Annotated in this window: 12 protein-coding genes; 7 read left to right on the forward strand and 5 right to left on the reverse strand. The window is 68.0% G+C overall.

Going from position 1 to position 15,904, the window contains the following annotated elements; genetic code table 11:
* Nucleotides 1–16: 16 nt before the first annotated feature.
* From ACYSM9_RS04075 to ACYSM9_RS04105, 7 genes are all read left to right on the forward strand, one after another.
* Nucleotides 17–790, forward strand: coding sequence for a DeoR/GlpR family DNA-binding transcription regulator (locus ACYSM9_RS04075; protein ID WP_461855724.1), 774 nt, complete (start codon nucleotides 17–19; stop codon nucleotides 788–790).
* Nucleotides 787–2,001 (forward strand): MFS transporter, encoded by a 1,215-nt coding sequence (locus ACYSM9_RS04080; RefSeq protein ID WP_461855725.1) that lies wholly within the window; start codon nucleotides 787–789, stop codon nucleotides 1,999–2,001. Before ACYSM9_RS04075 ends, ACYSM9_RS04080 begins: the two co-directional genes overlap by 4 nt.
* 31 nt (nucleotides 2,002–2,032) lie before the next feature.
* Nucleotides 2,033–3,529 (forward strand): phosphatase PAP2 family protein, encoded by a 1,497-nt coding sequence (locus ACYSM9_RS04085; protein ID WP_461855726.1) that lies wholly within the window; start codon nucleotides 2,033–2,035, stop codon nucleotides 3,527–3,529.
* Nucleotides 3,530–3,693: 164 nt separating this feature from the next.
* Nucleotides 3,694–4,617, forward strand: a complete 924-nt coding sequence (locus ACYSM9_RS04090) for an ABC transporter ATP-binding protein (RefSeq protein ID WP_461855727.1) — start codon at nucleotides 3,694–3,696, stop codon at nucleotides 4,615–4,617.
* On the forward strand, nucleotides 4,614–5,438 hold the full coding sequence (locus ACYSM9_RS04095) for an ABC transporter permease (RefSeq protein ID WP_461855728.1): 825 nt from the start codon (nucleotides 4,614–4,616) through the stop codon (nucleotides 5,436–5,438). The genes ACYSM9_RS04090 and ACYSM9_RS04095 overlap by 4 nt, the downstream gene beginning before the upstream one ends.
* Before the next feature lie 247 nt (nucleotides 5,439–5,685).
* Nucleotides 5,686–7,089, forward strand: a complete 1,404-nt coding sequence (locus ACYSM9_RS04100) for an amino acid permease (protein WP_461855729.1) — start codon at nucleotides 5,686–5,688, stop codon at nucleotides 7,087–7,089.
* Between the two features lie 10 nt (nucleotides 7,090–7,099).
* Complete coding sequence (locus tag ACYSM9_RS04105; RefSeq protein WP_461855730.1) at nucleotides 7,100–8,407, forward strand: M18 family aminopeptidase; 1,308 nt, start codon at nucleotides 7,100–7,102, stop codon at nucleotides 8,405–8,407.
* A 17-nt stretch (nucleotides 8,408–8,424) separates the two neighbouring features.
* Here ACYSM9_RS04105 and ACYSM9_RS04110 read toward each other — a convergent pair whose 3' ends face one another.
* From ACYSM9_RS04110 to ACYSM9_RS04130, 5 genes are all read right to left on the reverse strand, one after another.
* Nucleotides 8,425–9,084, reverse strand: a complete 660-nt coding sequence (locus ACYSM9_RS04110; protein ID WP_461855731.1) for a NeuD/PglB/VioB family sugar acetyltransferase — start codon at nucleotides 9,082–9,084, stop codon at nucleotides 8,425–8,427.
* Nucleotides 9,081–10,247 carry a DegT/DnrJ/EryC1/StrS family aminotransferase gene (locus ACYSM9_RS04115; RefSeq protein ID WP_461855732.1) on the reverse strand — a complete coding sequence of 389 codons (1,167 nt, stop codon included), beginning with the start codon at nucleotides 10,245–10,247 and terminating at the stop codon, nucleotides 9,081–9,083. The genes ACYSM9_RS04110 and ACYSM9_RS04115 overlap by 4 nt, the downstream gene beginning before the upstream one ends.
* A gap of 49 nt (nucleotides 10,248–10,296) precedes the next feature.
* Nucleotides 10,297–11,424, reverse strand: coding sequence for a Gfo/Idh/MocA family protein (locus tag ACYSM9_RS04120; protein WP_461855733.1), 1,128 nt, complete (start codon nucleotides 11,422–11,424; stop codon nucleotides 10,297–10,299).
* A 33-nt stretch (nucleotides 11,425–11,457) separates the two neighbouring features.
* Nucleotides 11,458–12,894 (reverse strand): sugar transferase, encoded by a 1,437-nt coding sequence (locus ACYSM9_RS04125; protein WP_461855857.1) that lies wholly within the window; start codon nucleotides 12,892–12,894, stop codon nucleotides 11,458–11,460.
* A 301-nt stretch (nucleotides 12,895–13,195) separates the two neighbouring features.
* Nucleotides 13,196–15,889, reverse strand: a complete 2,694-nt coding sequence (locus ACYSM9_RS04130; protein ID WP_461855734.1) for a helix-turn-helix transcriptional regulator — start codon at nucleotides 15,887–15,889, stop codon at nucleotides 13,196–13,198.
* Nucleotides 15,890–15,904 lie beyond the last annotated feature (15 nt).

Consider the following 15,904-nt stretch of genomic DNA (forward strand, 5'->3'; position numbering starts at 1 on the left):
TGCTAGCATTTGATCAATGAAGACTCCTGAGCGGCACCGCATGATCGCCGAGGTCCTTCGGCGCCAGTCGGAGGCGAGCGTGGAGGACCTGATGCGTGCCTGCGGCGCGTCCGGTGCCACCATCCGGCGCGACCTGGAAGTGCTCGCAGGACACGGTGTACTGCGGCGGGTCCACGGCGGAGCCAAAAGCCTGATCGGCCGCGGGGGCCACCCCGGATACGGCCAGCGCGAGCTCGAGGACCGGGACGCCAAGAGCCGCATCGCCGCCGCCGTGGCGCGCCTGCTGGCGGACCGCGAACAGGTGTGGCTGGACAGCGGCAGCACCGCCACCGGGATTGCCCGGACCCTTGCCGGCAGGGACCTGACACTGATGCCCATGTCCCTCCAGGCGCTGAACGCTGCAAACGGCGGGGAGGACGCGCTGGGCATCCGCCCCGCACTGTTGCTTCCGGGCGGCAGCCTGCTGCCCGGCGAGCTTTGTTTCCGCGGGCCGCTTGCCGAATCCAACATCCGCTCGCTCCGGTTCGACACCGCGATCGTGACCCCCTGCGCCGTTGACCTGAAGGACGGGCTGCTGGCCCACGACCTGGAAGACGCGGCGGTCAAGCGGGCGGGCCTTGAATCGGCGGCAAGGGTGGTCCTCGCCGCGTCGGCGGCAAAGTGGCAGGCACACGCCCGGGCGCTGGTCTCCGGCCTCGACCGCGTGGACGTGATGGTCACGGACAAGACATTCAGCACGGCGGAACGCGCCCAACTCGACCAATACTCTGTGGAAGTAGTGAACGTATGAGCACCAACACCGGCACGGACCAGCACGCGGGAGTCAACGCCGCAGCCGTGGCCACCTTCGTGGTCTTCGGCATCAACGGGCTCGTTTTCGCCAGCTGGGCGGCGCGCATCCCCGCCGTCACCCAGATCCTCCAGATCACCTCGGGCCAGATGGGCACCCTGCTCCTGTGCACCGCGGTGGGCTCACTCCTGGCGCTGCCCACCGCGGGCCTGGTGGTCGGCAGGATCGGAACCGCCAACACGGTCCGCTTCGCCGGAATCCTGGCAGCCGCCGCGGGCGTGGGCATCTCCCTGTCACTGTCCGCCACGTCCATCCCCGGAACCGCCGTGTCACTGTTCTTCTTCGGCATTGGCATCGGGCTCTGGGACGTGGCGCAGAACATCGAAGGGGCCGACGTCGAACACAAGCTCCGGCGGACGGTCATGCCGCAGTTCCATGCCGCCTTCAGCGGCGGGGCCTTCGTCGGGGCGCTGGTGGGCGCCGGTCTTTCCAACCTGGGCGTGGACCTGCCGCTGCACCTCGTGGCGATAGCCGCAGTGGTAGTGCTGGTGGCCCTGACGGCGCCGCGCTACTTCCTCCCCCATATCGCTGCCACTATGGCGTCGGAGGGGGAAGCGAAGCCGTCGAAGGGGCCCTCCGCCTGGCGTGATGGCCGCACGATCCTCATCGGGGTGGTGGTGCTGGGCGCCACCCTTACCGAGGGCGCAGGCAACGACTGGATCGCCAAGGCCTCGGTGGACGGACTCGGAACCTCCGAATCAACCGGTGCGCTGATGTTCGCCCTCTTCGTCCTTGCCATGACGGCCATGCGCTTCCTCGGCGGCCGGGTTATCGACAAGTTCGGGCGCACCGCCGTGCTGCGGGCCAGCATGGCTGCCGCCGCTGCCGGCCTCGGGCTGTTCGTCCTGGCCAGCAACATCTGGCTGGCCGCCGTGGGCGCCGCGCTGTGGGGCGTAGGGGCGGCCCTGGCCTTTCCGATGGGCATGTCCGCTGCCGCGGACGATCCCCGCCATGCAGCGGCGAGGGTGTCCGTTGTATCCACTCTGGGGTATATTTCCTTCCTGGCCGGGCCCCCGCTGCTGGGCTACCTTGGGGACCTGACGGGAATCCACACCGCCCTGTTGGCCATCATGGCCCCGATCGTGGTGGCGCTGCTGCTGGCGGGAGCCGCCAAGCCGCTGAAAGTCGACCAGGCGGCAGACGCAACCTAGGACCGGACGGGGTTGGGGTTAGGGTGTTCACATGCAGAGCAGCAGGCGCGGCACCTACCCGTGGATCAGCCGGTTGGATAGATACCTTCTAAGGCATGTTTCCAGCCTTCCCGGGGGCAGCCACGACGACTTCTTCCGGCGGCTTTCGGCCTCCGCCAACCACGGCAAACTCTGGATCGCGGTAGCCGCCGTCATGGCCCTTTTCCCGGGCAAGACCCGCAGGGCAGCGCTCCATGGCCTCATTGCCCAGGCCGTGGCTTCCGCTGTCACCAACGGGGTCTTCAAGACGCTGCTCCCCCGGACCCGGCCGCTGCCCGAGCACCTTCCGGTCTTCCGGTTCGTCCATCCGCAGCCCAAGAGTTCCTCCATGCCGTCGGGACACTCGGCCTCGGCGGTGGCCTTTGCCGTGGGGGCGGGCCTGGTCCGCCCCGCGCTTGGGGCTGCCCTGGCACCGGCCGCTGCGGGCGTGGCATATTCCCGGGTCCACACCGGCGCCCACTGGCCCTCGGACGTCCTTTTCGGCTCCACCATCGGCGCAGCCGCCGCCCTGGTAACACGCCACTGGTGGCCGGTCCGGCCCCCTTTTCCGCCCACCGCGCGGACATGGACGGACGCACCCCGGCTCCCCGACGGCGAAGGGCTGAGCATCGTGGTCAACACCCTCGGCGGATCCTTCACCGAGGAAACGGCGGACGCCCTCCGGGAAGTATTCCCCAGGGCGCATATCAACACCGTGCAGCCGGACGAGGACCTGCTGGAGGAGATAGCCGCAACGGCCGACGCACCCGGGACCCGTGCCTTGGGGGTGTGGGGCGGGGACGGAACCGTTGGCGCAGCAGCGGCGGCCGCCGTCGAACGTTCCATCCCCCTCCTGGTCCTGCCCGGCGGGACCCTGAACCACTTCGCCCGGGACGCCGGCACCGGAAGCCTCAAGGAGGCCGTGGAGGCGGCAACCAACGGCGAAGCAGCCCTCGCCGACGTCGGCGTGGTCACGGCTGAACGTGGCCTGGCCGGGAACCCCGAAATCGTAGAGCTGATCATGCTGAACACCTCAAGCATCGGCCTCTACCCCAACTTCGTGCGGCGCCGCGAACACCTGCAGCCGGCACTGGGCAAGCCCCTGGCCGGCGTGGTGGCCATGTTCCGGACCTTCGCCGCAGGGACTCCAACCACCCTGAGCGTGGACGGCAAGCGGCACAAGGTCTGGATCGCCTACGTGGGCCGCGGACGGTACTACCCCCGGGACCACGCGCCCCTGCTCCGGCCCGTCATGGACGACGGCGTGCTGGACGTCCGGCTGATCACTGCCGATGAGTCCTTCGCACGGCTCCGCCTGCTGTGGGCCGTGCTGACCGGAACCGTGGCCGGCTCACGCATCACCCACCTCAGGGAAGCGAAGGAAGTCCGGGTGGATGCCGGCGGCGCGCCGATGGCGCTGGCCGTCGACGGCGAGGCGCTGGCCGGGGTGCGCAGCGTGGCCTACAACGTCCGGCCCAAAGCACTGGCGTACTATTCGCCGCATTTCTGAACCCTCCGGCCGGGACAGCCGGCCCGGGACAGGAGGATGACCCTGATTCGCCCCTGAATCATCCCTGAAACCGGCGCGAAAGGGAGTGCGGCCTCGGTAGCGTGGGAAGTGCATTCCGCCCGAACGTCTTCCGCAGCCGCGCGCTGCCGTCCAAAGGATTCTTCATGATCGAGGCAACCGCGCTGACCAAGGTCTACGGGGCAAAAACCGCAGTCGCCGGCGTCAGCTTTACCGTCAGGGCAGGGCAGGTAACCGGCTTCCTGGGCCCGAACGGCGCAGGGAAATCCACCACGATGCGCATGATCATGGGATTGGACCGGCCGACGTCGGGCTCGGTCACCGTGAACGGCCTGCCGTACGTCCGGCACAGGTCGCCGCTGCGCGAGGTGGGTGCGCTGCTGGACGCCAAGGCCGTGCACACCAGCCGCAGCGCCTACAACCACCTCCTGGCCATGGCGGCAACGCACAGCATCCCCCGGTCCAGGGTCCATGAAGTGATCGAAATGACCGGCTTGGAGGCGGTGGCCCGCAAAAAGGCCGGCGGTTTTTCGCTGGGGATGGGCCAGCGGCTTGGCATCGCGGCCGCCCTGCTGGGGGATCCGCAGACGCTCATCCTGGATGAGCCAGTCAACGGACTCGATCCGGAGGGTGTGGTGTGGGTGCGCAACCTGGTGCGGTACCTTGCAGGCCAGGGCCGGACCGTGTTCCTCTCCAGCCACCTGATGAGCGAAATGGCGCAGACCGCCGACCACCTGATCGTCATCGGCCGGGGACGGGTCATCGCCGATGCACCCATCCAGGACATCATCACGGGACGGGGCCAGTCGCGCACCCGCGTCCGCACCGACGAACCGGTGCGGCTAAGCCAGTTGCTTGCCGGCCAGGGGGCAACGGTTGCACCCGCCGAGCCGGACCTGCTGGAGGTCACCGGCCTGGACCCCAGGGCAATCGCCAGGACCGCGCTGGAACACCGGATCATGGTCTACGAACTCACCCCATTGATGGCCAGCCTGGAGGAGGCCTACATGGAACTGACCAAGGACGAGGTCGAATACCACTCGCTGCCCGCCATGGAGGCAACCAAATGAGCTCAACGACCATCCTTCCCGGCCCCACCTTCCTGCGGGTCCTCAACTCCGAGGCCATCAAATTCCGCAGCCTCCTCTCCACCCTGATCCTGCTCGCCTCCACGGCGGCCGTCATGGTGGGATTCGGTGCACTCTCCGCCTGGGGCACCGGCCAGTTCGCCGGGGCCGCCACCCGCGATCCGCAGGCCGCCGCCCGGATCGCGGCCCAGGGCGGGGACCTCGCGGTCAGTGTGCCCACGTCCGGCATCGCGTTCGCGCAGCTGATCCTCGGTTCGCTGGGCGTCCTGCTGATGAGCTCGGAATTCACCACAGGAATGGCCAGGTCCACGTTCGCCGCGGTGCCACGCCGCCTGCCCGCCTTCGCCGCCAAGCTGGTGGTGGTCATGGCGACGTCATTCCTGGTCACCGCGGCGTCCACCTGGGTGGCCGGGCTGGTGGCCGTGCCCATCCTGGACAACTACGGCCTCACGCTGGACCTGGGCAGTTCCCAGTCGGTCAAGCTCCTGCTGGTCAACAGCGTCTACGTGGCCGCCGTCGCTGCCATTGGCATGGCCCTGGGGACGCTCCTCCGCAACTCGGCCGGCGGCATCATGAGCCTGGTGGGCATCTTCTTCGTGGCACCGATCGCGTTCCAGCTCATTCCCGGGGACTTCTTCAAGGAGGCCCGGAAATACTTGCCAGGCAACACCGTAGACCCGCTCGCCGCCGCCGACCACGTGCCGGATACGCTCGAGGCCTGGCAGGCTGCCCTGGTCCTCGGCGCTTGGGTTGTGGTGCCCCTCCTGCTTGCGGCGGTGCTGCTGAAGCGGCGCGACGTGTAGCTCTCCCGTGGTTTCCGGCACATTACAAATATGCCTGGCGGGCAACTTATCTTGCCTATTAGACCTCCCGCTTGGAGCTGCGTCCTGTTGGCGGCGGCCAGATCTGGAGAATCGCACAAAGCCTGGCGGCCGAGCACCGACCTAGGGTAAAACGACGATGTGGCGCACCACACGGGCCGCCGGGTCCAGCTACGTCGCACCACAACCCCTGCCTCCCCAGGCTTTTCCCCAACAGGACGGCGCTCCCATGCATGACCAGCAACTCTCCAAGTCCCTGAAACCCAGGCACCTGTCCATGATCGCCATCGCCGGCGTCATCGGCGCAGGACTCTTCGTCGGCTCGGGGGCCGCGATCCAGCAGGCCGGACCCGGCATCCTTCTCGCCTACGCTGCGGCCGGCCTGGTGGTCATCCTGGTGATGCGCATGCTCGGCGAGATGGCGGCAGCGAACCCGGAAACAGGTTCCTTCTCCACCTACGCCGACAAGGCACTGGGCCGCTGGGCAGGCTTCAGCATCGGCTGGCTCTACGCCTGGTTCTGGATCATCGTCCTGGGCATCGAGGCCACCGCGGGTGCGGCCATCATGCACCGGTGGGTTCCCGGCATCGACCAGTGGGTGTGGGCGCTTGCCCTCATGGTGCTGCTGACGCTGACCAACCTGGGATCTGTGAAGTCCTATGGCGAGTTTGAGTTCTGGTTCGCATCCATCAAGGTCGCGGCGATCGTCCTCTTCCTGGTCTTCGGTGCCGCAGCCATCCTGGGCCTCATCCCCGGGGTACCGGCCCCCGGCCTGAGCAACCTGCTGGGCAACGGCGGCTTCATGCCCAACGGCCCCGGCGCTGTCCTGGCCGGCATCCTCGTGGTCGTCTTCTCCTTCTTCGGCGCGGAGATCGCCACCATCGCCGCCGGCGAATCGGAGAACCCGGTGGACGCCGTGAAGAAGGCCGTGAAGTCCACGGTCTGGCGGATCCTCGTGTTCTACATCGGTTCCATCGCCGTGGTGGTCACCCTGCTCCCCTGGAACTCCGCCTCCGTGGCCAAGAGCCCCTACGTAGCAGTCATCGAGCTGTTCGGCATCCCCGGTGCGGGGACCATCATGGACGTCGTGGTGCTGACCTCTGTCCTGTCCTGCCTGAACTCCGGCCTCTACACCGCCAGCCGCATGCTCTTCTCGCTCTCGACCCGCGGCGACGCGCCCCGCTCGTGGACCCGGATCTCGCGCCGCGGCGTCCCCGCCGCCGCCGTGCTTGCCTCCACCGTGGTCGGTTTCGTCACCGTGGGCCTGAACTACATCGCACCGGACACCGTCTTCCTGTTCCTGGTCAACACCTCCGGCGCCATCGCACTGTTCGTCTGGCTCGTCATCTCCGCGTCGCAGCTGGTCCTCCGCCGCCGCATGGGCGCTGCGGCCAACGACCTGCAGCTGAAGATGTGGCTGTTCCCCTACCTCACTTGGGCAGCCATCATCAGCATCGTGGCCCTGCTCATCGGCATGGTGATCGTGGAATCCACGCGGGAATCGCTGCTGCTCTCCCTGGCGCTGGCCGCCGTCGTGGTGGGCGTAGGCGTGTTCCGCTACCGGCGGCAGGGTGCAGCGGCCAGCCCGGCGGTGGCAGCCCCCGAAGCCCCGGCGGAGGAAGCCCGGCGCTAGACTCGGGACCATGCCTTTGCCTTCCTCCGCTGCAGACCATGTCCGCGACCTTGGCAGCTACGTCAGCGCGTCGCCGTCGAGCTTCCACGCCGCCGCGGAGGGCGGCTGGCGGCTCGAGGAGGCAGGGTTCGTCCGGCTGGACGAGCTGCAGCCCTGGGAAGGCGGCCCCGGCCGGTTCTTCATCATCCGCGACGGCGCCCTCATCGCCTGGGTGGTTCCCGGGGACGCCGGCCCCACCACCGGCTTCAACATCCTCGGCGCGCACACGGATTCGCCGTCGTTCAAACTCAAGCCCAAGCCCACCACCGGTGCCTTCGGCTGGCTCCAGGCGGGCGTGGAGGTGTACGGCGGGCCGCTGCTGAATTCCTGGCTGGACCGGGAACTGCGGCTCGCCGGCCGGCTCGTTCTGCTGGACGGCACCGAGCACCTCACCGCCACCGGCCCGATGCTCCGGTTCCCGCAGCTGGCGATCCACCTGGACCGGGCCGTCAACGAGGGGCTCACCCTGGACAAGCAGCGGCACATGAATCCGGTGTGGGGGCTCGGGGACCCCGCCGGCGCCGACCTGCTGGCCGTGCTTGCCTCCTGCGTCGAGGACGCGGACGTTGACCCCGGGGACATCGGCGGGTACGACGTCGTCATTGCGGACACGCAGGAACCTGCGGTTTTCGGCGGCCAGGGGGAGTTCTTCGCGTCAGGGCGGCTGGACAACCTTTCCGCCACCCACGCCGGGCTGGCCGCGCTCATAGCCCTCGCCGCCGGTTCCGGCCCTGCGGCCGGCGGTCCGATCGCCGTGCTCGCCGCGTTCGACCATGAGGAAATCGGCTCCAATTCCCGCTCCGGTGCGTGCGGGCCCATCCTGGAAGACGTGCTGGTGCGCATTTCCGACGGCCTCGGAGCGACCGCGGGGGAACGGCGGCAGGCGCTTGCGGCGTCGTTCTGCCTCTCGGCCGACGCCGGCCACGCCGTACACCCGAACTACGCCGAGCGGCACGATCCCGCCAACCATCCGGTGCTCAACGGCGGCCCGCTGCTGAAGATCAATGCGAACCAGCGCTACGCCACGGACGCCCACGGGGCGGCGTTCTGGGCCCGGCTCTGCCGCGCGTCAGGGGTGCCCTACCAGGAATTCGTGTCCAACAACGTGATGCCCTGCGGATCAACCATCGGACCGCTGACGGCCACCCGCCTGGGGATCCGGACGGTGGATGTGGGCGTGCCGCTGCTCTCCATGCATTCGGCCCGGGAACTGTGCGGGGTGGAGGACCCCCTGCGCCTGGCCACCGTCACGGAACTGTTCTTCCGCACCGCAGCCTGATCCCTCCTGGCCGGCCCTTACCTGGCCCTGCGGTAGTTGAACACGTCGTGGTCGATCTGGTGCGCCGGAACGCCCACCCAGGTTTCGCCGTCGGGCACGTTGCTCAGGACTGCCGCGCCCATTCCGATCGTGGCGTAATCCCCTACGGACGTCCTTTCCCGGACGCTGGAGTTCAGGCCCAGGTAGGCAGCCCTGCCCACCCGGACTCCGCCGCCCAGGGACACTCCGGCGGCGAACGTCGCGAAATCGGACACGTCGTCGTCGTAGGAAAACGTCACCGACGGCATGGCCACCACGTGGGCACCCAGCGTCACGGCCGCGGTCAGCGTCACGTTGCGCAGCAGGATGCTGCCGCGCCCAATGCGGCATCCCTCCGGGTACTGGACGGTGGGGTCGACGGCGGTGGCGTACCGCGACTCGTGGATGCCCAGGGACGCCAGGTGCTGGACCACGGACTCGCGCTCCTTGCTGGACGCCAGGCACACCAGCAGGAACGCGTGCGTGTATTTGGTGGCGTCGTCGATGGTCCCCAGCACCGGTGCGCCGTCCACCGTGATGCCGGCCATCTCCTGGTCATCATCCAGCAGGCCCACCACGTCGTACTGGCCGCTGCTGCGCACCATGGCAAGGACTTCGCGGGCAAGGCCGCTCGCTGCAACCAGGATCAGCTCGCTCACGTGCCCACCGGGTGGGCAGTGTTCCTGATGGCGTTGATGACCCGGTTGATGCTCGCCGTGTCGATTTCATGGAATACCGGCAGGACCAGGGTCCGGTCACTCAGCCGCTCGGTGCCCCGGAGCGAGGCATTGCCGGTGTCGCGCCAGCGGTACGCCGGCTGGCGGTGCGCTGCATAGGGGCCCCTGCGGGCGGTGATTCCCGCCTCCGCGAGCCTTCCCAACAGGGTTTCCCGGGTGGCGGGGAACGTGGGCAGCACCTCCAGCCACAGGGACTGGAAATTGGTGGTGCCATAGGGCGGGTCGGACACAATCCGCAGACCTCTCAGGCCTGCCAGCGCGTCCACGTACGTGGCGGCGATCATCCGGCGCCGCTCCACCATCTCCGGCAGGCGCCGCAGCTGGACGATGCCCACCGCCGCCTGAAGGTCCGTCATGCGGTAATCGAAGCCGACCTCGAGGCAGATCTCCCGGGGGGAGAGGTACGAATCACCGCCGTCGAGGACGGCAAGGTTGCTTGAATGTTCGCGCAGCGCGCGGGCCCGTACCGCCCAGTCGGCCCTGCGGGTGGTGAGCATGCCGCCTTCGCCGGTGGTCAGGATGTGGCTTGGATGGAACGACCACACAGCCACATCCGCCCCGGACCCGACCGGGCTGCCCTTGTACCGGGACCCCGCCGCGCAGGCGGCATCCTCGATGAGGGTGATCTCATGGCGGTCGCACAGTGCCCGGATCGGGTCCAGATCCACCGGGACCCCCGCCTGGTCCGCCACTATCACCGCGCGGGTGTCCAGCGTCAGGGCCGCGTGGATGTTTTCCGCGGTGGCGTTTCCCGTGGCGGGGTCGACGTCGCAGAAAACCGGGCGCGCGCCGACGTAGGTCACCGCGTTGACCGCTGCGATGGAGGTCAGGGAAGGAACCACCACATCGTCGCCGGGGCCGATGCCCGCCACCACCAGGGCCAGGTGCAGGGCGGTGGTGCAACTTGAGGTGGCCACCGCGAACCGGGCGCCGTGGGCGAGGGCAAAGCCCGCCTCGAACTCCTTGACCTTCGGACCCTGGGTGACGCAGCCCGAGTACACGACGTCGGCCAGGGCATGGGCTTCCTCCTGCCCCAGCCACGGCTTCGTGACTTCTATGCGGGCGACGACGGATTCCGTGGCCACGAGGCACCACCTTTCTTGGGAGGAGCAGGAAGGGGACCGGTACTTTCCTTCACGTGGACCACAAAGTGTTCTGATGCCCGGTGCCGGCGGTTTCCTGGGCGGCCGGATCCGGTGTTGGTGGTTCGGCGGCGCATGCCTGCCCGTCCAGGGCCCTGCTGCGGGTGGCGGCTTCCAGGACCGACAGCACGCGCAGTCCCGTGGCACTGTGGGTGCCCGTGTTCCGCTGGCCGCGGATGCAGTGGGCAAGCTCGCCGGCCAGCCGGCCCCGGGATTCCGCGTCCAGCACCGATACCGGCACTTCTTCGGCCTGCTGCTGGAGCAGGACCGGCTCCGCCCAGTACGGTGCGGTGCGGTGCTGTCCGTTGAAGGAACCTGGATTGAGGAGGCGGAGCCGTTCCTGGACGAGCGTGGCGTCCCATGCCAGCGTCAGGCGTGAGCCGGCAATGACCAGCCGGTGGCTGTCCAGGTGGCTCAACCGGTTGATGTGCAGATGCACCGGGGCGTCATTGGGGAGCCTGAAGTACAGGTGCCCCACACAGTCACGGCCGGTTCCCAGGGGGTCGCCGCCGAAGGCGGACACCCCCCTCGGGTTCAGTCCGCCCGGGAGCACGTGGTCCAGGACAGCCAGGCTGTCCGGGGAAAGGTCCCAGAACACGTCGCGGTCAGCCTGGTCGAGGCCGGTTTCGGTCCGCCGGGCCTCGATGAACAGGATCTCCCCCAACGTGTCGCCGTCCAGCAGTTTCTGCATCCGCTGCACGGCGGGGTCGAACGAGGCCGCGCTCCTTGCCATGAGCACAACGCCTTCGCTGTGCGCTTCCGCGGCCATTTCACGCCCGTGTTCCAGGCTGTCGGCCAGCAGTTCCTCCACCAGGACATGTTTGCCGGCCCGCAGGGCGGTCATCACGGTCCCGTAGAGGGCACGGTGGGACGTGGCGATCACCACCGCATCCACCTCAACGCAGTCCAGGAGTTCGTCGATCGCGGCAAAGCAGGGAACGTCGCCCAGCCTGCGGGAGAGCCGCCCGGCCCTGAGCGGGTCCGCGTCGCACACCGCCGCCAGTTCCCAGTCCGGGCTGGACTGGAACGCCTTGGCCAGTCCGGTGCCGCGCGACCCGGTTCCCACCACCGCCGTCCGGAGTTTCCGGGGCACTTCGTCAATCAGGCTGAAAGTACTCACCCAAGTCTCCATGGCTTCCTCTTCCTCAAACCTTCAGTAGGCGCCCGACGGCTGGACCACGGCACGGAACGTCCGCCACAGGATCAGCAGGTCCCCGGCAATCGACCAGTTCTCGACGTAGTACAGGTCAAGGCGCACGGCCTCGTCCCAGGAAAGATCAGACCGTCCGTTGATCTGCCAGAGGCCGGTCAGGCCGGGCTTGATCAGGAGGCGCCGGTGGGTGTGGCGCTCGTAGCCGTTCACCTCGCGGGCCAGCGGCGGCCGCGGACCCACCAGGCTCATGTCACCCATGATCACATTCCAGAGCTGCGGCAATTCGTCCAGCGAGTACTTCCGCATCCACCGTCCGCATTTGGTCACGCGCGGGTCTTCACGCATTTTGAACAGGACGCCGGCGCCTTCGTTGCTGACGTTCAGGTGTGCAAGGCGTTCCTCCGCGTCCACCACCATGGACCGGAACTTGTACATCCCGAACGTCTGCCCATCCTTTCCGACGCGTTCCTGGCGGAACAGGACGGGGCCCGGGCTGTCCCGGCGGACGATGGCGGCCAGGAGCAACAGCACGGGGGACAGGGCGAGCAGCGCCATGCCGGCAAGGGCCACGTCCACCATCCGCTTCAGGATGTGTTTTCCACCCGAATACTGCGGAATATCGACGTGCATGAGCGGAAGTCCTTCCACCGGACGCCAATGGATCCGCGGCCCTGCAACGTTCGTCAGCGTCGCGGCGAGCACCATCTCCGCAGAGCACTCCTCCAGCTGCCATCCCAGCTCCCGGATGAACCTGTTCCCGCCAGGGAGGGGGCCGGCGATGATCACGGAGTCCGCCGTCGCCAGCCTTGCGGTCCTGGGGATGTCATCGGTGGAGGAGAGAACCGGGACGATCTCATCGTCCACCCGCAGCTTCGCTCCCCTGCGGGATCCCGGCAGGCAGACACCGAGAATCTGGTAGACCGGCCCGGACTTCTTCCGGATCTGGTGGACCACGTACCGCACGTCCTCGGGTTCACCCACCACGATGGCGCGGGAAAGGTGGCGGCCCCTGGCCTTCTCCGTTGCCAGCCGGCGGCGGAAAAGCCACCGGTTGGCGGTGAGGGCGGCGATCCCCACGGGCAGCGAAACGGTCACCAGGGCTGAGCCGCCGTTGACCGAGAACACGACGGCGGCCAGCGCCAGCAAGCCGAAGACCCGGAAGGTGGCAGCCGCCACGCGCTTGTACTCGTCGGCCCCAACACCCAGGACCTTGGAATCGCGCGTCCTGTTGATTTCCAGGGCGGCCATCCAGACCACCGCCACGGCGACACTCGCCGCGGCTGCCGCGCCGGTTCCCTCAGTCACGGTCCCGCCGGCCACCAGGTAGCCGAGGAAGACCGCCCCTGCCACCATCAGCGAGTCGGTGACCCGGAGCAGGTTGATGTGGGTGGAGATCCATTCGGCTGACGCTTTTCGGCTCAGGGCCGGCCTGAGCATGCTGGCCGGCCTGACCGGGGCCGGTGCCACCGCGGGGACGGGACGGTCCCCGGCGAGGCTGCCGGCAATCACGGAGGTCTTTGCCTCGTAGGGAATGGGGCGCCATGGGATGGGGCGCCGCTGTCGGGTAATGGGTACTTCTGCCAAGGTAACCCCTTACGGTGTGTGTCCACCGGTGTTGTGACTGTGAGTCAAAACTAGCTACGGAAAACGAGGTGGGACGTGTTTTGGCAGGCGGCCTGTGGGCCCCGCCAGGGAACATTGTGGAAAATGCGGGTTGCAGCAGGAACTGCGCCTGGACTCAGAGAACAGGCAGGACGTACGGCTCCACGGCGGGTTTTGCCTTGCTCGCAGCAAGGGCCGTCAGCTGGGCCCGCGATTCGACGCCGAGCTTGCGGTAGATAGCCGTCAGCCGCACTTCCACGGTCCGCACTGAAACGAAGAGCGTGGCTGCGATTTCCTTGTTCCGCATTCCGCGGGCAACCATTTTCGCGAGCACGCGTTCGTGGTCTGCGAGCAGCAGCAGTGCGGGGTTCGCCTGCTGGCTCGGGGCCTCCACCCGCTCATCCAGCAGCAGGGCATCCACCTGCTGGACCCAGGCGTCGGCTCCGATCTCGTCGAACATCACCTTGGCGCGCAGCATTCCGTCGCGGGCATCGCGCAGCCGGCCCAGCGCCTTCAGCCGCTCAGCGTAGGAGAGCATGGTCCTGGCCCGCTCCAGCAACGAATCGCGTGCGTTCCGGCCCTCGAGCGCCTGCGCGAACAGTTGCAGTGACTGCTCCCCGTCCGCAAGGATGGCGCGGCTGCGGGCAACCGCCGCCATCAGCCAGGGGGACCGCAGGCCAACGGAACGGCTTTCCAGGTTCACCAGCGCCTGGGTGGCTTCGCGGTGCCGTCCGAGCCGGACCAGTACCTCCACCAGGTCCGCATCGCAGCGCAGCAGGGTGGGGCTGCTGAAGCGCAGGCCGATTTCTGCTGCCCGCGACAGTTGGGCCAGAGACTCGGCAAGGTCCCCGCGGAGCAGGGCGAAATGGCCCTGCCACGCCGCAAGCTGTGCCGTGACGGCGGGATGGCTGTCTGCGCCCGCGTGCCGCCCGGCCTCGGCAGCGTAGGTGTGGGCCAACGCCTCGTCCCCGAGCGCATGCGCTTTCCAGACGCGGAAGACGTGGCGCATGCCGCGCAGGTACTTCAGTTGTGGTTCACGGACTTCGAGCTCGTCGATCAGCCGGACCGCGGCCCTGACGTTTCCGGCCCTGATCTCGTTGTCAGCAGCCAGGAACAGTGCGGTTTCCCGCCAGTTGGCGTGTGCGGAGTCGTGGGAAGCGCGGACCCGGGCGAAGATTTCCTGCGCGTGGTCGTAACGTTCCGCGTAGCTGAGCGCACGGCCCTGGACCAGGAGGGCGGCAAGGGTGCTTTCCCCGTCCGGACTGTGCTTGCGGCCCAGGTGTTCGGTGCTGCCGCCGATGCAGTCGGTGAGCAGCTCCGCCTGTTCTTCGATTTCCAGGCAGGCGGCGGACGCCGAGTCCTGGAAGTTCCTGGCGTAGCCCAGCAGTTCGCGGGCATCCGCGAGTTCCCACCGTTCCGCATAGTAGATGGCGGCGACGGCGAGCAGATTGGCGGCGAAGGAAGGATCGTGCTGGCCGAATTCCTTCACCAGGCGCAGCACCATGCTCGAACGCACTGCGGCGCCCTGGATGAAGTCGATTTCGAAGGACAGGCCCGTCAACCGCAGGATCAGGGCGGGATTGCGGGTCACCCGCTGGGCCCACTCCAGGTAGCGCCTCGCGTAGACGAATTCACCCCGGTTGAACAGCAGCTCAGCCACCGTGGCAAGCCGGGCCGCCGTTTCCGCCTCCCACGGATTGATGCTCAGCGCCCGTTCCACGTACTCAACGGCGAAGGACACCTCCCCGCCGCGGATCAGGTCCACGGCATGCCGGAGCAGGCCAAAGGGGGTCTGGCGTTCCAGCGCCGTGAAACTGAGGTGCCACCTGCGGGCGTAGGGATCGTTGTCTTCGGAGGCTTCGGCGAGGGCGCGGTGGCTGGCTGTGCGGACTGCCGGGGTCATTGCGGCGAAGATGTAGCCACGCAGCAGTTGGTCGCGGATCCCTGCATAGGGGCCGGTCCGGCGCACCATCCCCCGGGCCAGCAGTTCGTCCAGGCCGGTCCAGACGTCCGGCATGATCTTTTCGAGGCTGGTGATGTCGCTCCGGTACGACAGGGACAGGACGTCCAGGAGGCTGCGGGCGGGGCCGCTCAGTCCGCCGGCGAGAAGGGCGAATTCGGCTTCGAAGCTGCCCTTGCAGGGCAGCGGGACCGGGAGGGCGAACTTGCCCTCCGCGTGCCGCTCCAGCAGCCGGCTGTACAGTTCGACGGCGGCAAGCGGGTTGCCGCGGCTGGCCGCGGCAACGGCGTGGGCAACGGCCGTGGTGGCCTGCCGGGCCGGGATGGCCTCCAGCATCCGTACGGTGTCGCTGTAGGTCATTGCCTGGAGGCAGAGCACAGGCAGCCCGCTGAAGGGGCTCTCGGGGTTCTCATCGCGCAGGCACACGAACAAGGCGATGTCGGTTCCGGCCAGGCGGCGGGCCAGGAACCCAATGACTGCCTGGCTGCTCGGGTCCAGCTGGTCGGCGTCGTCGATCACGATGACCGTCCGGGCGGACGAACGCTGGTGCAGGCCGTTGAGGAGCAGCGAGGAGATGGCCGGGACATCCAGCGTTCCTGCTGCGTCGCGCAGCAGTTCGTCCGAGATCCTGTTGAGTACGGGATCGTCCATGGCGTTCAGCAGTGCGGTCAGCCCGGACAACGGCCAGTCCGACTCGAACGCGGTGGCGCCAAGGAAGACGGTCCGGTATTCGGAAAGCGTCGGAATTTCGGCAAGCAACGCGGATTTTCCTACCCCATGTCCGCCGGTCACAGCCAAGGCGGCGTCCTTTGGCCCGCGGATTATGGACAGTACCCTGTCCAATTCCTTGCTTCGGCCTAATAAAGACATGGGTCCCCAATTCTC

The organism is Arthrobacter sp. C152 (assembly GCF_054890965.1).